24 protein-coding genes are annotated in these 18,801 nt (G+C 59.1%); 5 read left to right on the forward strand and 19 right to left on the reverse strand.

Annotated features, from left to right (window positions below; all coding sequences use genetic code 11):
• Nucleotides 1-4 precede the first annotated feature (4 nt).
• The 9 genes from hemW to KGA85_RS18370 form a co-directional block, all read right to left on the reverse strand.
• Complete coding sequence (gene hemW / locus KGA85_RS18330) at nt 5-1,210, reverse strand: radical SAM family heme chaperone HemW (RefSeq protein WP_223533056.1); 1,206 nt, start codon at nt 1,208-1,210, stop codon at nt 5-7.
• Nucleotides 1,207-1,803, reverse strand: a complete 597-nt coding sequence (rdgB, locus tag KGA85_RS18335; protein ID WP_223460582.1) for an RdgB/HAM1 family non-canonical purine NTP pyrophosphatase — start codon at nt 1,801-1,803, stop codon at nt 1,207-1,209. Before rdgB ends, hemW begins: the two co-directional genes overlap by 4 nt.
• Nucleotides 1,800-2,234 carry a DUF4426 domain-containing protein gene (locus KGA85_RS18340; RefSeq protein WP_223460580.1) on the reverse strand — a complete coding sequence of 145 codons (435 nt, stop codon included), beginning with the start codon at nt 2,232-2,234 and terminating at the stop codon, nt 1,800-1,802. The genes rdgB and KGA85_RS18340 overlap by 4 nt, the downstream gene beginning before the upstream one ends.
• A gap of 26 nt (nt 2,235-2,260) precedes the next feature.
• Nucleotides 2,261-2,881 carry a methionine biosynthesis protein MetW gene (metW, locus tag KGA85_RS18345; RefSeq protein WP_223460578.1) on the reverse strand — a complete coding sequence of 207 codons (621 nt, stop codon included), beginning with the start codon at nt 2,879-2,881 and terminating at the stop codon, nt 2,261-2,263.
• 7 nt (nt 2,882-2,888) lie between these two features.
• Nucleotides 2,889-4,028, reverse strand: a complete 1,140-nt coding sequence (gene metX / locus KGA85_RS18350; protein ID WP_223445322.1) for a homoserine O-succinyltransferase MetX — start codon at nt 4,026-4,028, stop codon at nt 2,889-2,891.
• Between the two features lie 184 nt (nt 4,029-4,212).
• A complete protein-coding gene (locus KGA85_RS18355; RefSeq protein ID WP_223460576.1) occupies nt 4,213-4,506 on the reverse strand; it encodes a DUF167 domain-containing protein in 294 nt (97 codons plus the stop codon).
• Complete coding sequence (locus KGA85_RS18360) at nt 4,506-5,090, reverse strand: YggT family protein (protein WP_223460574.1); 585 nt, start codon at nt 5,088-5,090, stop codon at nt 4,506-4,508. The genes KGA85_RS18355 and KGA85_RS18360 overlap by 1 nt, the downstream gene beginning before the upstream one ends.
• Before the next feature lie 24 nt (nt 5,091-5,114).
• Nucleotides 5,115-5,933, reverse strand: coding sequence for a pyrroline-5-carboxylate reductase (gene proC / locus KGA85_RS18365; protein ID WP_223543295.1), 819 nt, complete (start codon nt 5,931-5,933; stop codon nt 5,115-5,117).
• A 34-nt stretch (nt 5,934-5,967) separates the two neighbouring features.
• On the reverse strand, nt 5,968-6,654 hold the full coding sequence (locus tag KGA85_RS18370; protein WP_223460570.1) for a YggS family pyridoxal phosphate-dependent enzyme: 687 nt from the start codon (nt 6,652-6,654) through the stop codon (nt 5,968-5,970).
• A 56-nt stretch (nt 6,655-6,710) separates the two neighbouring features.
• On the opposite strand from KGA85_RS18370, the gene KGA85_RS18375 reads away from it, so the two are divergent.
• Nucleotides 6,711-7,745 (forward strand): type IV pilus twitching motility protein PilT, encoded by a 1,035-nt coding sequence (locus tag KGA85_RS18375; RefSeq protein WP_223460568.1) that lies wholly within the window; start codon nt 6,711-6,713, stop codon nt 7,743-7,745.
• A 40-nt stretch (nt 7,746-7,785) separates the two neighbouring features.
• On the opposite strand, the gene KGA85_RS18380 is transcribed toward KGA85_RS18375, so the two are convergent.
• Entirely contained in the window at nt 7,786-8,406 is a 621-nt protein-coding gene (locus KGA85_RS18380) for a C40 family peptidase (protein ID WP_223460566.1), read from the reverse strand.
• 251 nt (nt 8,407-8,657) lie between these two features.
• On the opposite strand from KGA85_RS18380, the gene KGA85_RS18385 reads away from it, so the two are divergent.
• A complete protein-coding gene (locus KGA85_RS18385; RefSeq protein ID WP_223460564.1) occupies nt 8,658-9,077 on the forward strand; it encodes an NINE protein in 420 nt (139 codons plus the stop codon).
• Nucleotides 9,078-9,172: 95 nt separating this feature from the next.
• On the opposite strand, the gene KGA85_RS18390 is transcribed toward KGA85_RS18385, so the two are convergent.
• The 9 genes from KGA85_RS18390 to gshB form a co-directional block, all read right to left on the reverse strand.
• Entirely contained in the window at nt 9,173-9,577 is a 405-nt protein-coding gene (locus KGA85_RS18390; protein ID WP_223460562.1) for a hypothetical protein, read from the reverse strand.
• A 50-nt stretch (nt 9,578-9,627) separates the two neighbouring features.
• The gene (locus tag KGA85_RS18395; protein WP_223543296.1) at nt 9,628-10,617 is read right to left on the reverse strand and encodes a lipid II-degrading bacteriocin; all 990 of its coding nucleotides are present in this window, start codon (nt 10,615-10,617) and stop codon (nt 9,628-9,630) included.
• A gap of 437 nt (nt 10,618-11,054) precedes the next feature.
• On the reverse strand, nt 11,055-12,326 hold the full coding sequence (locus tag KGA85_RS18400; protein WP_223460558.1) for a dihydroorotase: 1,272 nt from the start codon (nt 12,324-12,326) through the stop codon (nt 11,055-11,057).
• Nucleotides 12,323-13,327, reverse strand: a complete 1,005-nt coding sequence (locus tag KGA85_RS18405) for an aspartate carbamoyltransferase catalytic subunit (RefSeq protein ID WP_223460556.1) — start codon at nt 13,325-13,327, stop codon at nt 12,323-12,325. The genes KGA85_RS18400 and KGA85_RS18405 overlap by 4 nt, the downstream gene beginning before the upstream one ends.
• Nucleotides 13,328-13,354: 27 nt before the next feature.
• Entirely contained in the window at nt 13,355-13,858 is a 504-nt protein-coding gene (pyrR, locus tag KGA85_RS18410) for a bifunctional pyr operon transcriptional regulator/uracil phosphoribosyltransferase PyrR (protein WP_223460555.1), read from the reverse strand.
• 79 nt (nt 13,859-13,937) lie between these two features.
• Nucleotides 13,938-14,375, reverse strand: coding sequence for a Holliday junction resolvase RuvX (ruvX, locus tag KGA85_RS18415; protein WP_056726497.1), 438 nt, complete (start codon nt 14,373-14,375; stop codon nt 13,938-13,940).
• Entirely contained in the window at nt 14,375-14,947 is a 573-nt protein-coding gene (locus KGA85_RS18420) for a YqgE/AlgH family protein (RefSeq protein ID WP_057712922.1), read from the reverse strand. Before KGA85_RS18420 ends, ruvX begins: the two co-directional genes overlap by 1 nt.
• Nucleotides 14,948-15,152: 205 nt before the next feature.
• Nucleotides 15,153-16,052 (reverse strand): energy transducer TonB, encoded by a 900-nt coding sequence (locus KGA85_RS18425; protein WP_223543297.1) that lies wholly within the window; start codon nt 16,050-16,052, stop codon nt 15,153-15,155.
• A 107-nt stretch (nt 16,053-16,159) separates the two neighbouring features.
• On the reverse strand, nt 16,160-17,131 hold the full coding sequence (gene gshB / locus KGA85_RS18430) for a glutathione synthase (protein ID WP_223460551.1): 972 nt from the start codon (nt 17,129-17,131) through the stop codon (nt 16,160-16,162).
• A gap of 234 nt (nt 17,132-17,365) precedes the next feature.
• Between gshB and pilG the strand changes: the two genes are divergently transcribed.
• From pilG to KGA85_RS18445, 3 genes are read left to right on the forward strand one after another with little or no spacing between them, the layout of a single operon-like run.
• The gene (gene pilG, locus KGA85_RS18435; protein WP_090451937.1) at nt 17,366-17,770 is read left to right on the forward strand and encodes a twitching motility response regulator PilG; all 405 of its coding nucleotides are present in this window, start codon (nt 17,366-17,368) and stop codon (nt 17,768-17,770) included.
• Nucleotides 17,771-17,827: 57 nt separating this feature from the next.
• Nucleotides 17,828-18,193 carry a twitching motility response regulator PilH gene (gene pilH, locus KGA85_RS18440; protein WP_007897961.1) on the forward strand — a complete coding sequence of 122 codons (366 nt, stop codon included), beginning with the start codon at nt 17,828-17,830 and terminating at the stop codon, nt 18,191-18,193.
• Nucleotides 18,194-18,203: 10 nt separating this feature from the next.
• A complete protein-coding gene (locus KGA85_RS18445; protein ID WP_223460550.1) occupies nt 18,204-18,743 on the forward strand; it encodes a chemotaxis protein CheW in 540 nt (179 codons plus the stop codon).
• The last annotated feature ends 58 nt before the right edge of the window (nt 18,744-18,801 follow it).

The raw sequence follows: 18,801 nt of genomic DNA on the forward strand, positions 1-18,801 counted from the left end.
TTCCTTATGTCAGAAATTTCTGCAGCAAGTCGTTGAGGAAGAGTTGTCCGCGCTCGGTGGCTACCAGACGTGACGGTTCGACCTGCAACAGGCCGCTTTGTTCGGCTTCACGGCGGCCTTCAGCAAGGCTTTCCAGAGTCATGCCGGTACGTTCCGGGTACAGCCGCGATTCGACGCCTTCAGTCAGGCGCAGCGCGTTCATCAGGAATTCGAACGGCATTTCATCGTTGCCCAGCGCTTTCTCGCCAGCCTGGAAGCTCTTCGCCGGATTCAGGTAATCCTTCGGCAGGCGGGTCTTCCAGGTGCGAATGATGCGCCCGTCCGGATGGCTGAGCTTGCCATGGGCACCCGCGCCAATGCCGATGAAGTCGCCAAAACTCCAGTAATTGAGGTTGTGGCGCGCCGGGCGACCGGGCAAGGCATAGGCCGAGACTTCGTATTGCGCGTAACCGTGTTCGGCCAACAGCGCTTGCCCGGCTTCCTGAATGTCCCACAGTGTGTCGTCTTCCGGCAGCGTCGGCGGCTGGTTCCAGAACACCGTGTTCGGTTCCAGAGTCAGTTGATACCACGACAGGTGTGTCGGTTTCAGGGCGATGGCTGTGCGCAGGTCGGCCAAGGCATCGTCCAGGGACTGATTCGGCAAGCCATGCATCAAGTCCAGGTTGAAGTTATCGAACCCGGCCTGCCGCGCCATGCCGGCGGCGCGTACGGCTTCGTCACCGTTGTGAATCCGCCCCAGGGCCTCGAGCTTTTCTTGCTGAAAGCTCTGGATGCCGATCGACAGGCGATTTATGCCCAGTTTCCGGTACGCCACGAACTTGTCTTGCTCGAACGTCCCCGGATTGGCTTCCAGCGTGATCTCGATGTCGCTGGCAAACGGAATGCGCTGTTCGACGCCTTTGAGCAAGCGACCCAGCGAATCAGCGCTGAACAGGCTTGGCGTGCCGCCACCAAAGAAAATCGAGCTCAGCTCACGACCATAAACGGCGTGCAGGTCCTGATCGAGATCGGCCAGCAATGCGTCGACGTACTCTTCTTCCGGCAGCACCGGGCTGGCGGTGTGGGAGTTGAAGTCGCAATAAGGGCATTTGCGCACGCACCAAGGGATGTGGATATACAGCGCTAGCGGCGGCAGCACAGGCAGGGCCGCCCGAGGCGATTGTGCATCGCCGCCGAAGATCAGCGGCGACGCGGATGATTCACGGGTCATTTCAAGCCCAGACGCTGGCGCAGCAGATCCATTGCACGGGCGCGGTGGCTGATCTGGTTCTTGTCGCGTGGGCTCAGTTCGGCGCTGGAGCAGTCGCGCCCAGGCACCCAGAACAGCGGGTCGTAGCCAAAGCCGTGTTCGCCGCTGGCCTGGGTCAGGATTCGCCCGTGCCACAAACCTTCGCAGAGGATCGGCAACGGATCATCGGCGTGGCGCACCAATGCCAGCACGCACACGAACTGCGCACCACGTTCGGCTTCAGGCACGTCTTTCAACACGTCGAGCAGCTTGGCGTTGTTCGCCGCATCGCCCTTGCCGTCGGCATAACGCGCCGAGTAGATGCCCGGCGCACCGCCAAGGAAATCCACCGCCAGCCCGGAATCGTCGGCCAGCGCCGGCAGGCCGGAAATGCGCGCGGCATTGCGGGCCTTGAGGATGGCGTTCTCGACGAACGACAGGCCGGTTTCTTCAGGTTCGACGCTGCTGAACTCGCCAATCGAGCGCAGATGCACCGACTCGCCGAGCATGGTCTGGAGTTCCTTGAGTTTGCCGGCGTTATGGCTGGCCAATACGAGTTGCGTGAAGTTGATCATTGGCCGGGGAAGAGCTCTTGGTTGAAATTAATGGTGTTGATCTTGTCGCCGGTCTGCACCTTGATGTCGAAGGTGCGGATTTCCTGCTGCGGTACCGGGTATTGGGCGATGTAGTAGATCGCTCCTTGCTCGGTGACTTGTTTGAAGTTCAGCGTGTAGCTTTGGCTGGTCAGGTCTTTGACGGTGCCGCTGACCTCGGCCATCATCGGCGTGCCGGCCTTGATCACCGTAATGTTGATCACGCCCTGATCCTTGCTGCGCGTCAGTTGGGCGGCCTTGGCAACGTCCGGTAGCAGGTAGGTGGAGTTGAAGGTGTTGTAGTGCACTGTCACGTCGCCGAAGGTTTCCTTGCGTTCGCTCTTGATGGCGTCGGCGGCCATGGCGGTGACGCTCAGGCAGGCAGTGAGTAGAAACAACGCTAGACGACCCATGATCGTTCTCCTTGAAATAGGGTGGATCAGACTGCGATCTTGTGGTCGGAAAGTCCCGGGCTGCTGACCCGGTAGATGCCGATCTCACCTAACAGATTAGGCCATAGCTTGCTGGCCCACCCGTGCCGATGCTGTTGATCCACGGCCAGCCGATCAATGACCTTCGCTTCACGTTCGCGACACAAGGCTTCAAAGTCCGCGAAGGTGCAGAAGTGAATGTTCGGCGTGTTGTACCAGGTGTACGGCAGGAACTCGGAAACCGGCATACGGCCCTTGCTCGCCAGGTACCAGCGGCAGCGCCAGTGACCGAAATTCGGGAAAGTGATGATGCACTGACGGCCGACGCGCAGCATTTCCTCGAGGATCCTGTCCGGGTAGTGCACCGCTTGCAGCGCCTGGGTCATGACCACGATATCGAAACTGTTGCTGGCAAAGTTGCCCAGGCCCTTGTCCAGGTCCTGTTCGATGACGTTGATGCCCTTGGCCACGCACTCGGCGATGTTGTCGGCGTCGTTTTCCAGGCCATAACCGGTGACTTGCTTGTTGTCGCGCAGCCAGGTCAGCAGTTCGCCATCGCCGCACCCGAGGTCGAGCACGCGGCTGCCGGCGGGGATCCATTCCTGGATGATTTCCAGATCAGCTCTCATGGCTTTCTCACAACGTAATGCGGTTCATGTAATTGCCGAATGCCTGCAGATAGCGCGGGATCGGAATCAGGAAGGCGTCGTGGCCTTGCGGAGCGTCGATCTCGAGGTAGCAGACGTCCTTGCGCGCGGCCATCAGTGCGTCCACCAGTTCCCGCGAGCGGGCAGGGGAGAAGCGCCAGTCGGTGGTGAACGACATCACGCAGAACTTGGCTTTTGCACCTTCAAAGGTTTTCGCCAGGTTATCGTCGAAGTTGGCCGCCGGATCGAAGTAGTCGAGCGCTTTGGTCATTAACAGGTACGTGTTGGCGTCGAAGCGTCCGGAGAACTCTTCGCCCTGATAGCGCAGGTAGCTTTCCACCTGGAATTCGACGCTGTGGAAGTCGTAGTTGAGCTTCTCGCTCTTGAGCCCGCGGCCGAATTTTTCGCCCATGGAGTCGTCGGACAGGTAGGTGATGTGCCCGACCATCCGCGCGAGCATCAGACCGCGCTTGGGGATCACGTTGTGTTCCTGGAACGAACCGCCGTGGAATTCAGGGTCGGTGAGGATCGCCTGGCGCGCCACTTCGTTGAACGCGATGTTCTGTGCCGACAGCTTGGGCGCCGAGGCGATGGCCAGGCAGTGACGAATGCGGTCAGGGTAGGTGATGCTCCATTGCATCGCCTGCATGCCGCCGAGGCTGCCGCCGATAACGGCCGCGAACTGGGCGATGCCGAGACGATCGGCCAGGCGCGCCTGGCTGTGCACCCAATCCTCGACGGTCAGGACCGGGAAATCGGCGCCGAACGGCTTGCCAGTCTCCGGGTTGATGCTGCTCGGGCCAGTGGAACCGTTGCAGCCGCCGAGGTTGTTCAGGCTGACCACGAAGAACTTGCTGGTGTCGATCGGCTTGCCGGGGCCGATGCAGCTGTCCCACCAACCGGGTTTGCGGTCGTCGGCGCTGTGGTAGCCGGCGGCGTGGTGGTGACCGGACAGGGCGTGGCAGATCAGCACGGCGTTGCTCGCCGTGGCGTTGAGCGTGCCGTAGGTTTCGTAAATCAGGTCATAGGCCGGGAGCGAACGTCCACAAGCCAACGCCAAGGGTTCGCTGAAGTGCGCCACTTGCGGCGTCACCAGACCAACAGAATCGGGGGGAAAGGCAGCTGGCATCGACCCTGCTCTCATTGAAATGAGGCGTAAGTCTAAAGACCGCTGGGGTTAGCGGCAAGCAAAGGCCGGGCCTGATTTCATTCAGTAAGACCGAGGTACACCATTCGCGAGCAAGCCCGCTCCCACATTGGAATGCGTTCCCCTGTGGGAGCGGGCTTGCTCGCGAAGGCAGCGCCTCGGTATATCAGTTTTGTCGCGTCAATCCAGGCAAGTCCGGCAACTTCTTCGGCGAGCAAATTCGCACCCGTTTCTGCCGGTTCAACTCGCCGCTGATCAAGCTGACCTGGCTCTTGGACACGCCAAAGGCCTTGGCCAGAAACGCCATCAGATACGCGTTGGCCTTACCCTCGACCGGAGGCGCGGTCAGGCGGATCTTCAGGCGATCGCCGTGCAGCCCGCAGAAATCATCACTGCGGGCTGCCGGTTGCAGGTGACACTCCAGAATCAGGTCGTCACCGTCCCAGCGAAAGTAGCTCATCAGATCAGGCCGAGTCCTTGCGGCATGAAGGCAAGGTAAGCAATGCGCGGGATCAGCCAGCTTTGCAGCAACTGGATCACGATGAACGCGAAGATCGGCGAGATGTCGAGACCACCCAGGTTAGGGATGATCCGGCGGAACGGCGCAAGGACCGGTTCAGTGATCTGAGCGACCAGTTCTGCGCCAGGGTTGTGGCTGCCCGGTGCAACCCAGGACAGAATCACGCTGATGATCATCGCGTAGAACAGTACATTCAAAAACAGCGAGAAAAGGGCGATCAGAGCCCAAGGCACCAACAGCAGCAAGTCGACCTGGAAGCCTTTGAGCAGCAGGATGACCGCCATCAGCACTATCTGCACGATCAGCGCCAGTACCAGCGACGACATGTCCAGACCGAACATGCTCGGGATGAACCGGCGCAGTGGCTTGAGCAGTGGTTGAGTGGCTTTCACGATGAACTGGCAGAGCGGGTTGTAAAAATTTGCCCGGACCAATTGCAGGATGAAGCGCAATAGCACGATCAGCAGGTACAGGTTGCCCAAGGTTTTAATGATGAAAATGGCAGCGTCATTGAGTCCGAGCATTATTGATTCCTTTGTAAGAGCTGATTAGCGGCCAAGTTGCTCAGCCATCTCGGCCGAGCGATGCGCGGCAGCGCCGAGTGCCTTTTCGACCAGGGCTTCGAAGCCATTGGCCTGGAACGACTTGATTGCAGCTTCCGTGGTGCCCGCAGGCGAGGTGACACGGCGGCGCAACTCGGCGGCGTCAACGTCGCTGGAGATCGCCATGTGGGCGGCGCCCAGTGCGGTTTGCAAGGTCAGTTGCGCGGCAATGTCCGCCGGCAGGCCGAGTTTCACGCCGGCGGCGGTCATGGCCTCGATCAACAGGAAGAAATACGCCGGGCCCGAGCCGGAAACGGCGGTGACGGCATCCAGTTGCTGCTCTTCATTCAGCCACAAGGCGATACCGACCGCTGACAGCAGCTCCTGGGCCTGCTGACGCTGTTCGGCGGACACTTCGGCTGTTGCGAACAGGCCGCTCGCGCCCTGACGCACCAGCGCCGGGGTGTTGGGCATGCAGCGCACGATTGGCTGGGCGCCGAGCCAGTTGTTCATGCTGGCGCAGGTGATGCCCGCGGCAATCGACACCACCAGTTGATTGGGCTTGAGGCTTGGGCGCAGAGCTTCGCACACGGCTTTCATCGCCTGCGGCTTGACCGCCAGGACGACGACGTCGGCGCCGTCGACGGCCTGGGCGTTGTCGGCAAAGGTTTCGATGCCGTGTTCAGCACTCACGCGGGCGCGGGTTTCTTCGCCCGGATCGCTGGCGCGAATCTGTGCGGCTTCCAGACCTTTGGCCCGCAGGCCACCGATCAGACTGGCGGCCATGTTGCCGGCACCGATAAAGGCAATACGTGTCTTGCTCATGTCAGGTCCTTATTCAGAAGTGTGTCAGCCATGTTTACGGCTGGCCGTAGTCGCGGGCGCCAAACAGGGCCGTACCGATACGGACCCAGGTGGCGCCCTGGGCGATGGCTGACTCAAGGTCGTGGCTCATGCCCATGGAAAGTGTGTCGAGCGGCAGGTTCAGGCTGGCTTGCAGGCTTTGCACGGCAGCAAACGCAGCATCCTGGGCAACGCGATCTTCCGTCGGCTCAGGGATAGCCATCAACCCGCGCAGTTTCAGGCGCGGCAGGTCGCTGATGGCGTTGGCCAGAGCCGGCAGGTCGGCCGGGGTGCAGCCGGATTTGCTGGCTTCACCGCTGACATTGATCTGAATGCAGATGTTCAGGGGCGGCAAATCGGCGGGACGTTGTTCGGACAGGCGTTGTGCGATTTTCAGACGGTCCACGGAATGCACCCAGTCGAAGTGTTCGGCGATAGCACGAGTCTTGTTCGATTGAATGGGGCCGATGAAGTGCCAGATCAAGGGCAGGTCGGCCAGTTCCAGCTGCTTGCCCAACGCTTCCTGCAGGTAGTTCTCGCCAAAGTCGCGCAGGCCGGCAGCGTAGGCTTCACGCAGGTCTTGTGCGGGTTTGGTCTTGCTCACGGCCAGCAACTGGACACTGTTTTCGGCGCGGTTGGCGGCGAATGTTGCGGCGTTTATGCGCGAACTAACTTCGAGAATGTTGTCTGCTATGGTGGACATCAAGAGGCGCCAGCGGTCTGAAGGTTCGCGGCATTCTACTGGAATTGAGAGACGCTATGGATATCACCGAACTGCTGGCATTCAGCGCCAAACAGGGCGCATCCGACCTGCACCTGTCCGCCGGCCTGCCGCCGATGATTCGGGTGGATGGCGATGTGCGGCGCATCAACCTGCCGCCCCTGGACCACCAGCAGGTGCAGGCGCTGATCCATGCCATCATGAATGACACCCAGCGGGTGGAATTCGAAAAGCATCTGGAAACCGACTTTTCCTTCGACGTGCCCGGCGTGGCGCGCTTTCGGGTCAATGTGTTCAACCAGAACCGTGGCGCGGGTGCCGTGTTTCGCACAATCCCGTCAAAGGTGCAGAGCATGGACGAACTGGGCATGGGCGACGTGTTCCGCAAAATGACCGACGCTCCCCGTGGCCTGGTGCTGGTGACCGGCCCGACCGGTTCCGGCAAGTCCACCACGCTGGCGGCGATGATCGATTACCTCAATACCCATCGTCATCACCACATCCTCACCATCGAGGACCCCATCGAGTTCGTTCATGAGTCGCGCAAATGCCTGATCAATCAGCGTGAAGTCCATCGCGATACCCGTAGTTTCGCCACCGCCTTGCGTTCGGCACTGCGGGAAGATCCGGATGTGATCCTGGTGGGGGAGCTGCGCGACCTGGAGACCATTCGCCTGGCATTGACCGCGGCCGAAACCGGCCATCTGGTGTTCGGCACGCTGCATACCACGTCGGCGGCGAAAACCATCGACCGGGTGGTCGACGTGTTTCCGGGGGACGAGAAGTCAATGGTGCGCTCGATGCTCTCCGAGTCGCTGCTGGCGGTGGTGTCCCAGACCCTGGTGAAGAAAATCGGCGGCGGACGCATCGCGGCCCACGAGATCATGCTGGGGACATCGGCGATCAGGAACCTGATCCGCGAGGACAAGGTGGCGCAAATGTACTCGGCGATTCAGTCGGGAGGGTCGTTGGGGATGCAGACGCTGGATATGAGCTTGAAGGACCTGATGACCAAGGGGCTGATCAGTCGTGATCATGCGCGGGAGAAGGCGCGGTCACCGGATAACTTTTGAGAATTGCAATGTTACCTGTGGCGAGGGGTGCGCTAGCCAATCAGCGCTGAACAACCCGCAACTGATTCGGCTCTTTCGGCAGAACCCGCTTGGCAACCACGTAGTGGTTTTCCCAGTACGGTTTCTTCAAGGTATCGATGGACACCGACTTGCCACGACGTGGCGCGTGGATGAAACGGTCGTTGCCCAGGTAAATGGCAACGTGATTGACCCGACGGCTTTTGATGTTGAAGAAAATCAGGTCGCCCGGCTTCAGGTCGTCGCGATCGACTTTCTCCCCATGACCGCTGGCCATGGCGTTGGAGGTGCGTGGCAGGTCGAACGTGGTGTCGTTGAACGCGTATTTCACCAGGCCGCTGCAATCGAAACCTTTGCTTGGGCTGCTGCCGCCCCAACGATAAGGAGTGCCAAGGACGTTCACGGCGCGGCTCAGCACGTCGCTGCTTTCCTTGGTGCCCATCGGTGGAACCAGGCCGCTTTTGTCGCTGGCCAGGCTTGGAGCATATTTAGCGGATTTTTTGTCTTTGCTCGAAGGAGCAGAGGCATGGGATTTTGGGGTGTAACCATTAACGTTTGGAAGACGTTGCTCACGATTGGTGGCGTGGGCGGCCAGTGGCATCAAAAGGCAAATGGTTAGCCATGTCTTGAAAAATGAACGCATTAGGCAAGGCTCTTAATAAGTTAGCGCGCAACTTTATAACAGCTTTTTTGCTGCCTCCGAGGCCGTTGGTCGATTCAATCCGGGGGGCAATGGTGGCAAAAAAGCGGCAAAATGGCGCAATTGTCGGACAGGAGTCCGGTGTTACAAGGCTTTGACGGGAGTGAAGGTAGCATTTGCCATACGTCGGATGCCTGTAAAAAAGTCACAAAGAATTAAAGAATATTTATCTATCGTGTGAATCGAGGTCATTCATGAACCCCTATCAACAGGCTGTCCAGCAGCAAGACACCCACAGTAAAGTGATCGGTTACCTGCTGTGGATTTTCGGTTTCACCGGCGCTCACCGCTTCTATTACGGCAAGCCGGTGACCGGGACTATCTGGTTCTTCACCTTCGGCTTGCTGGGGATCGGTTGGCTGATCGACCTTTTCCTGATTCCGGCGATGGACCGCGAGGCTGACTTGCGGTTTACCGCGGGCCCCATCGAATACAACGTGGCGTGGATCCTGCTGACGTTTCTCGGGGTGTTCGGTGTGCACCGGATGTATCAGGGGAAATGGATCAGTGGGTTGCTGTACCTGCTGACGGGTGGGTTGTTCTTTCTTGGGGTGCTGTATGACTTCTGGACGTTGAATGACCAGGTGTCGCTGCGTAATGCGCAGAGTCGTTGATTAAATGTGGCGAGGGGGCAAGCCCCCCGCCACAGGGTGTTACGCCTGGTGACTGATCCTGCTATTCGTCTGCTTGAGTCATAGCCTGTGAATGACTATTGAAATACTTTTAGCAGTTGAAGTTGAAGTGTTGCAAATGCAATTGTACTGATGCTGTATAAGGTTGAAATGATGAGGTGGTTTGGAGTAGCCCAGTAATTTATGCTGTCAGCAAGAATCGCAAGTGATGCAAGTGCAACTATAAATGCTGATGCTTTTATTAAGGCTCCGTTCGTGCGGTGTGTGCGGGCTTTCTTGTATAAGAGTATTTGCAATAGATGAAGTGTAAGTAATATTAAGCCTGCAATCAGGATTGCACCTATTGGTATTCCAATTGAGTCTCGGTCTATGTTGTAAATGCCTGTGCTCAAATTATTTGCTAAAATAAATATTGCTACACTGGAGGTGATCGCTAAAAGCACTGGGTAGACGTAGTTTAGGTGCTTGTAGAGAGTCTTCATGTCGGCTCTTCCTGAATGCAGTAGATAGTTTAAAAACCTAACAGACTAATCTAATGCAGGTCCGGCCGAAAGCCAGTTCCGGTTAGTCTTATTTTTTGCTCTCCAGTTATATCGATTTCATATTTCGTTCCTGAGAATGCTCTGCCTGCTGTGGTTAAAGCTTCGAGTAGTGTTGATCTGTTACTTTTGTCAAAGTCGTATGTGTCCGTATAAGCTTTTGCAGTTCCATCAAAAACCCATGATCCGTTTATTTCTCTTGTAAATTCTCCTTCAATTTTCAATGTTATTCGTCCTAGATAATATCCTGTGGCTTTGCTGTCGTCAGCAGTGGCGTAAGGTACTTTTGGATCAGATAAATAATACCTTCCGGATTCTCTGGTGCTGGCTATGGTGTTGGCTAGCAGCGGAATTTCATTCGCCTGTACGTTGAGGCCTATGTTGTTTATATCGACTCGCAGCTTCTCTCCATTTCCCCACAGGTAGTGAGCAAATGCTTTGACAGGACTAAATGTTCCCCCTGATAGCTCGGTTGTTTGTGTTTCATACTTGATGTTGTACAGACTTGTCGATGCTACTTTGATCAGGGCGTCTAGGTTGCTTAGTTTTTGTTGCGCTGCGAAGGTGTCGGCAAGACTGAAATTTACAAGTTTGTTCTTGAAATAGGCATGAGTGACGATCGAAGAGTTGTTTAGTAGGTAGTTGTCACTCTCCGTGATTTTCCAAAGGTCTTTAATGGCGCCGAAGGCGTCGTTGTTAATTGCTCTGCCCACCATTTGTAGTTCATAAGTAAAGGCTTTTATACCACTTTTCATTTCGAGCCAATCATGGAACATGTCCATTTCGGCTGAGGAGATGGCGGGGCCATCGCATAGTGGCAGAGAGTAAGTTTGCCCGTCGTTGGTGATGATGGCTTCACCTGCGCCCTGCCAATCTGCAGTCCCATAGGTTCCCCAGGTAAACCCAGGATTAACTGTAAAGCCGCCTGAGTTCCCCGTTGTTCCTTTCGTCACGATAGGAGGTAGAGTAAGTCCATTTTTCATGTGTTGCTCCTTATTAGTACTTTGTGTTCATGGTGTTTGTAGTGATGTTTCCTTGTGCTGTTTTTATGCTAGATGATAGGCGTTGAATCCGCATTCAATAACTTTGTAGGATGTTTCTGTGTGTTGCGAAGTTCTTTTCGCACAAATGATGATGAGTCAGAAATTTCTGTTCATTGGATAGGTTTATTCGCCATCGCTTGTAGAGATGTACTTGATGCGGATGTGCTGTTAGGGGAGAGGCAGTGGATGACGGAGGAGGGGGGAGGAGGGCTGTATGACGTCTGGATGCTTAATGATCAGATCTCTGTTCGCAATACGCAGAACAGAGGCGCCTTCTAAGACGCCATCGTCGGAACGCCGCCCGGGGCAAGCCCGCTCCCACAGGGATCATCTCAATCCTGTGGGAGCGGGCTTACCCGCGATTGGAGCGACGCGGTTTAAGCCTGGTGGCTGATCCGCCCATCCACCAGGGTGTAACGCACCACGCTCGGCAGGCTGTGGCCAATGAACGGGCAGTTTTCGCCCTTCGACAGCCAGCTTTCACCCGCCACGGTCGAGGCCGCAGGGTCGAACAGCACGATGTCCGCCGCGCCACCCACCGCCAGTTTGCCTGCCGGCAGGCGCAAGGCCTCGGCAGGGCCGGCGCTCAGGCGCTTGAGCAGTGTCGGCAGATCCAGCAAGCCGTCTTCAACCAAGGTCATTGCCAGTGGCAATAGCAGTTCAACGCTGCTGATGCCCGGCTCGGTCGCGCCGAACGGTGCCAGTTTGGCGTCACGCTCATGGGGTTGGTGATGACTGGAGATGGCCGAGATCACGCCCGATTTCACCGCTGCGCGCAGGCCCTCGCGGTCGGCGCGGGTGCGTAGCGGCGGCTGGACGTGATACAGGCTGCTGAAGCCGATCAGGGCTTCGTCGGTCAGGATCAGCTGGTACAGGGCGACATCCGCGGTCACCTTCAGGCCCCGGGCCTGGGCCTGGGCGATCAGCTCTACGCCGCGTGCGCTGGTGAGCTGGCTGAAGTGTGCGCGCACGCCGGTCTGCTCAACCAGCAGCAGATCCCGGGCCAGGGCGACGGTTTCGGCGCTTTCCGGGATGCCTGGCAGGCCAAGGAAGCTGGCAGTCGGGCCTTCGTGAGCCAGGCCTCCCTCGGCCAGGTCGTGATCCTGAGAGTTGAAAATCACCGTCAGGTCGAAAGTCGCTGCGTAGTCCAGTGCCCGGCACAGGGTGCGGGTGTTGCGGAAGCTCTCCAGGCCATTGCCGAAGGCCACGCAACCGGCATCGCGCAGTGCCACGAGTTCGGCCAGCTGTTCACCGTCCAGGCCTTTGCTCAGGGCGCCAATCGGGAAGACTTTGGTGTTGCCGGCCTCACGGGCGCGGTCGAGGATCAGTTCGGCCACCGCCGAGGTGTCCAGCACCGGTTTGGTCTTTGGCGGGCAGCACAGGCTGGTCACGCCGCCAGCCGCCGCCGCGCGGGTTTCGCTGACAATCGAGCCTTTGCGGCTGTAACCCGGCTCGCGCAGGGCAACGTAGAGGTCGACCAGGCCGGGAGCGGCCACCAGGCCTTTGGCGTCGATCGTGTCGACGGCGATAAAGCCGGCTGGCGCCGCGCCAAGGGCGACGACTTTGCAGGCTTCGATGTGGATATCGGTCACTTGATCCAGGCCGCTGGCCGGATCGATCACGCGGGCGCCGAGGATGCTGAGCTTCACTGGGCGTTCTCCTGCTCGAGTTGGCGCTGGGCAGTCTGCCCGCTCATGGCCATGGACAGCACGGCCATACGAATGGCGATCCCGTAGGTCACCTGGTTGAGGATTACCGAGTGAGGGCCGTCGGCCACCGCCGACTCGATTTCCACACCACGGTTGATCGGTCCCGGGTGCATCACGATGGCATCGGGCTTGGCGCCGGCCAGGCGCGCGGTGGTCAGGCCGAACAGGCGGTAGAACTCGCCTTCGCTCGGCAACAGGCCGCCGGTCATGCGTTCACGCTGCAGTCGCAACATGATCACCACGTCGACGTCCTTCAGGCCTTCAGTCATGTCGGTGTAGACCTTCACGCCGTATTGCTCGATGCCGATCGGCAGCAGGGTTTTCGGCGCAATCACGCGGATATCCGGGCAACCGAGGGTTTTCAGGGCCAGCATGTTCGAGCGCGCGACCCGCGAATGCAGGATGTCGCCGACGATGGCCACCGAAAGGTTTTCGAACCCGCCCTTGTGCCGGCGGATGGTCAGCATGTCGAGCATGCCCTGGGTCGGGTGCGCGTGCCGGCCGTCACCGCCGTTGATGATCGCCACTTGTGGGCAAACATGTTCGGCGATGAAGTGCGCGGCACCCGAATCACCGTGGCGTACGACGAACATGTCGGCGGCCATGGCTTCCAGGTTGCGCAGGGTGTCGAGCAGGGTTTCGCCCTTGCTCGCCGACGACGTGGACACGTTGAGGGTGATCACGTCCGCCGAGAGCCGCTGGGCCGCCAGTTCGAAGGTGGTGCGGGTGCGGGTCGAGTTCTCGAAGAACACGTTGCACACGGTCTTGCCGCGCAGCAGCGGGACTTTCTTCACGGCCCGGGCGCCGACTTCGAGGAAGGAGTCGGCGGTGTCGAGGATTTCCGTCAACAGCTCCCGGCGCAAACCGTCGAGCGAGAGGAAATGGCGCAGCTGGCCCTGATCATTGAGCTGCAGCGGGCGCTTGGTTTCTAGAGGCGTCATCGCAAGGGGGACTCTCAATAGGGCGAATTAAAGGGCGAGGTCTTGCAGTTCGAGCGCGAGCTCCGGGCCGGACAGCTTCACCCGTTCGTGGGCCGCCAGCGACAGGGTCGCGCCAACCACGTTCGGGCGGATCGGTAGTTCGCCAGCGTTCAGGTCCAGCAGGCACACCAGCGTGACGCTGGCCGGGCGGCCATAGTCGAACAGTTCGTTCATGGCGGCGCGGATGGTGCGGCCGGTCATCAATACGTCATCGATCAGCACCAGGTGCTGGCCTTCGATTTCGAACGGCAGCGCCGAAGGGCGAACCTGCGGGTGCAGGCCGTTCTGGCTGAAGTCGTCGCGGTAGAAGGACACGTCCAGGGTGCCGAGGGGCTCATTGCTGCCCAGCTCCTTGAGCAGAGCCTGGGCCACCCAGACGCCGCCGGTACGAATGCCGATGTAACGCGGGTCGCTGATGCCTCGTTTGGCCAGATAGGCGTCAAGTCGGGTCGCCATCTGGCTGATCAGTTCGGCGGGATTGGGCAGGCTCATGGTTGCTCCTTCTTGGGCCCGAGCCAGCCTGTGCGGGAAGTGGCTCGGGTTGTAGCTAAGAGAGACGCACAGCGGCTCTTCAGGATTCAAACAGTGCGGTGTTTTCGTCGAGCCAGCCTTGCAGCAGCAGGGCGGCGGCGATGGCATCGACCGGGTTGTCGCGGTAACTGCCTTTCTGGCCGCCACGAGCCAGGCGTTCGCCCTTGGCCTCGAAGGTGGTCAGGCGTTCATCGTGGGTATAAAAGGGCAGGTTGAAGCGGCCGTTCAGACGCCGGGCGAACTTTTCCGCACGGGCGCACATGTCGCTGGGTGTACCGTCCATGTTCAACGGCAGGCCGACCACCACGGCATCGGGTTTCCACTCTTTGATGAGGGCTTCGACCTGATTCCAGTCAGGAATGCCGTTCTGCGCTTTCAGGGTGCACAGCTCGCGGGCCTGGCCAGTAATCACCTGGCCGACCGCAACACCGATCTGTTTGGTGCCGTAGTCAAAACCCAGAATCAGCTTCAGGGCCATCAGGCGTGCCCCGCCTGGCTGGTCAACAGGCTGAGGTTGACGCCCAAGTGCTTGGCCGCCGCTTCCAGGCGCAACTCACTGCTGGTATTGAACAGGATGTCGGCGTCGAACGGGCAGTTCAGCCAGGCGTTCTGCGCCAGTTCGGCTTCAAGCTGCCCGGCTTCCCAACCGGCATAGCCGAGGGCAATCAGGCTTTTTGCCGGGCCGACGCCGTCAGCGATGGCGAACAGCACGTCCTGGGAGGTCGAAAGGGCCAACTCGTCTTCCAGATCAACGGTCGCCTGGAAGCTCTGACCCTTGGGGTGAAGGACGAAACCGCGATCGGTCTGCACCGGGCCACCGATGAAGATCGGCACATGCTGGCAGAGCGCTGGCGGTTCGATTTCCGGGCGCAATTGCTCAAGGATATCGGCCAGGTTCAGATCTTGCGGGCGGTTGACCACCAGCCCCATGGCGCCATTGGCCGTGTGCTCGACGATGTAGGTCAAGGTGTGCGCAAAGTTCGGGTCGGCCATGTGCGGCATGGCGATCAGGAATTGATGCTTGAGGTAGCTGGGGCTGACGTTTTTCATGACCGCTAGTGTGGCGTTCGAGGGGCGAACTGACAAGCTGGGGATGCACAGGAAATGCTCCGATTGTCCCTGACAATGCAGATCATTGTGGGAGCGGGCTTGCCCGTGAAGGCGTCAGGTCAGTCGACATTTATGCCAAATGTACCGGCCTCTTCGTCGGATCGCCGCCCGGAGCAAGCCCGCTCCCACAGGGGTTCTGTGGTGGTCAGTTGCTTGAGAGCCTGTCACCACGGGCAAACTTCCAGGTGCGGATGATCTCCAGCCGGTCGATATCCGACAAATCCCCGGTAAACGGTGCAAACGGCGCGGCCAGCCGGACGATTCGTTGCGCCGCCTGATCCAGCAGCGGTTGCCCGGAAGATTCCAGCACCAGCACTTCATACAGCGAACCGTCGCGGTTGATCGAGACCATCAGGCGCAAATTGCCGTAGATCTGCTTGCGCCGCGCTTCGTCGGGGTAGTTGAGATTGCCGATGCGCTCGACTTTCTTGCGCCATTCGTCCTTGTACCAGGCGCCCTTGTCGCGCATGGTCGAGGCCGCGCTCAAGCGGTGAATGCGTGGACGCTTGGCGTACAACTGTTGTTCGGCGGCCAGTTCCGCTTCCAGGCTGGCGATGTCGCTGGACAGCTGCTCACTGTCAAACGTCGGCGCCTGGACCTGGGACTTGACCTCGGTCTTGGGCTCTTCGGTCTTGGCGGTGGCTTTTTTCGGCTTCGGCGCCACGGTGGTCACGGCAGCCTTGGGCGGGGCTTCCTGAATTTCAGGCTTGGCGGCCGGCGGTGGCGTGACCTTTTGCACCTTGTTGTCCTGGAATGGCGCGACCTCGGTGGTCTTGGGAATCGCCTTTTTATCCAGGGTGCCGCTGCCTTGCTGATTTTCCTGGGCCAGGAAATCGGCTTTCTCGGGCTTTTTTTCGCTTTTGAAGGTGGCGAGGGTGATTTCCAGGGTTTTACTGATCTGTTTGGGCTCGACCACTGCAAACCCGACACCCAACAGCAAGGCCAGGTGGATCAGCACCGCCAGAAACAGGGTAAAACCGAGGCGATCAGCCGGGCGCACGCCACGGTGGGCGAGCTCAGCAGGCAGATCGGACGGGAGGGTCATGGCACAAAAACCAACATCACGTTTTTACGGGCCCGGCATGATAACGCAATGTTGGTTTTTAGCTTCAAGCTTCAAGCTGCAAGCGACAAGCTGTAAGAGGATCAGCTTCAAGCTTGCGGCTTGCGGCTTGCGGCTTGCAGCTGCTTCTCAATGGCCTCCATCAGCATGCCGCCGATGTCAGTGCCAAACGCATTATCGATCTCGCGAATGCAGGTCGGGCTGGTGACGTTGATCTCGGTCAGGTGCTCGCCGATCACGTCCAGACCCACGAACAACAGGCCTTTTTCACGCAGGGTCGGGCCGACTTGCGCGGCGATCCAGCGGTCCTTGTCGGTCAGCGGGCGCGCTTCGCCACGGCCACCGGCGGCCAGGTTGCCGCGGGTTTCGCCCGCCGCGGGAATTCGCGCCAGGCAGTAATCCACGGGCTCGCCGTCGATCATCAGGATGCGCTTGTCGCCATCGACGATGGCCGGCAGATAACCCTGGATCATGATTTGCTGCTGACCATGCAGGGTCAGGGTTTCGAGGATCACCGACAGGTTCGGATGCCCTGCGGTGTGGCGGAATATCGAAGAACCGCCCATGCCGTCCAGCGGCTTGAGTATCACATCGCCATGATGGTCGGCGAATTCGCGCAGCACGTCAGGGCGACGGCTGACGATAGTCGGCGGAGTGCACTGCGGGAACAGCGTGGCGAACAGCTTTTCGTTGCAGTCACGCAGGCTTTGCGGCTTGTTGACCACCAGCACGCCAGCGCGCTCGGCCTGCTCCAGCAAATAGGTGGAGTAGACGAACTCCATGTCGAACGGTGGATCCTTGCGCATCAGGATCACATCCAGATCGCTCAGCAGCGCGTCGCTTTCGGCGCCCAGTTCGAACCATTTTTCCGGGTTGGCGAAAACCTGCAGCGGACGCATCCGCGCCCGGGCCTGGCCTTCACCCTGATACAGGTCGCGCTGCTCCATATAGAACAGTTCCCAGCCACGCTTCTGCGCGGCCAGCAGCATGGCCAGCGAGCTATCCTTTTTATAGGAAATGCTGGCGATAGGGTCCATGACAATCCCGACGCGAACGCTCATTGGGTTTTCCTCGAAAATTGGCTACCGGATCGGTATGAAAAAAGTGGCGTCAGAGTGGCGCTGAGTGTGTTCCCGGTCAAGAAAAACCACCTTGCGGGTCGGCCGATAGATTGGTTTTGGAGACTGTGCTAAAAAGGCTGCCATGTCGTGCCGGCCCTTGAGCATCAAGGGTTTCGAGCCGCGTTAACCGGCAAACGGACAATTTGTTTCGCAAAGGCGACGGTAGAGCATTTTATGGAACAGCACCCCAGCGCCTTGAAGGTCATGGTGATCGACGATTCGAAGACGATCCGTCGCACCGCCGAAACGCTGCTCAAGAACGTGGGTTGTGAGGTCATCACGGCCATCGATGGTTTTGATGCCCTGGCCAAGATTGTCGACAACCACCCCGGCATCATCTTTGTCGACATCATGATGCCGCGCCTGGATGGCTATCAGACTTGCGCCCTGATCAAGAACAACAGCGCGTTCAAGTCCACGCCAGTGATTATGCTGTCGTCCAAGGACGGGCTGTTCGACAAGGCAAAGGGGCGCATCGTCGGCTCCGACCAGTTTTTGACCAAGCCGTTCAGCAAGGAAGAATTGCTTGATGCGATCCAGGCCCATGTTCCTGGCTTCGCCGCCGTTTTGCCGCAGTAGGACACGCACAGTGACGCTCGGCCATCGGGCCCGGCGTCGACAAAAATGGGGAAGACCATGGCACGTATTCTGATCGTCGATGACTCGCCGACCGAAATGTACAAATTGACCGGCATGCTGGAAAAGCACGGTCATGAAGTGTTGAAAGCCGAAAACGGCGCCGACGGCGTGGCCCTGGCCCGCCAGGAAAAGCCCGATGCGGTGCTGATGGACATCGTCATGCCCGGCCTCAACGGCTTCCAGGCGACCCGCCAGTTGACCAAGGACCCGGAAACCGGGCATATCCCGGTGATCATCATCACCACCAAGGATCAGGAAACCGACAAGGTCTGGGGCACGCGCCAGGGCGCCAAGGACTACCTGACCAAGCCGGTCGATGAAGACACCCTGATCAAGACCCTGAACAACGTGCTGGCCGGTTGATCGACAGGTTATGAACGAGTCGCTGACGGCTTTCGAACTGCTGCTGCAAATCGACCAGCGCTGTCGTCTGCTGGCGGCGGACTTGCCGTCCCAGCCGGCCCGGCGGGACAGCTGGAGCGGCATCGGTTTTCGCCTGGGCGAACACTGGTATGTCGCGCCAATGAGCGAAGTCAGCGAAGTCTTGCACGAGCCGCGCTCCACTCAGCTACCGGGGGTCAAGCCCTGGGTCAGGGGTGTCGCCAACCTGCGCGGGCGTTTGTTGCCGGTCATGGACTTGTGCGGCTTCTTCGGGCACGAGCTTTCGGCGGCGCGCCGGCAACGGCGGGTGTTGGTGGTGGAACATGAAGAGGTGTTTGCCGGGTTGCTGGTCGATGAAGTCTTCGGCCTCCAGCACTTTGCCCAGGACAGCCTGGAGCCGGTGCCGGCAGACGAGTTGAAGGGGCCGGTGGCGGCATTCGTCAAAGGCCGGTTTCAGCGCGAGCAGTGCTGGCAGGTGTTCAGCCCGTTTGCGTTGACGCAGTCCCAGGGGTTCATGAACGTCGCGGTGTAAGCGGAACAACAGAGATCCAATGTGGGAGCGGGCTTGCTCGCGAAGGCGGCAGTCCATT

The sequence above is a fragment of the Pseudomonas sp. GL-B-12 genome (assembly GCF_019955895.1).
Classification (GTDB): Bacteria; Pseudomonadota; Gammaproteobacteria; order Pseudomonadales; family Pseudomonadaceae; genus Aquipseudomonas.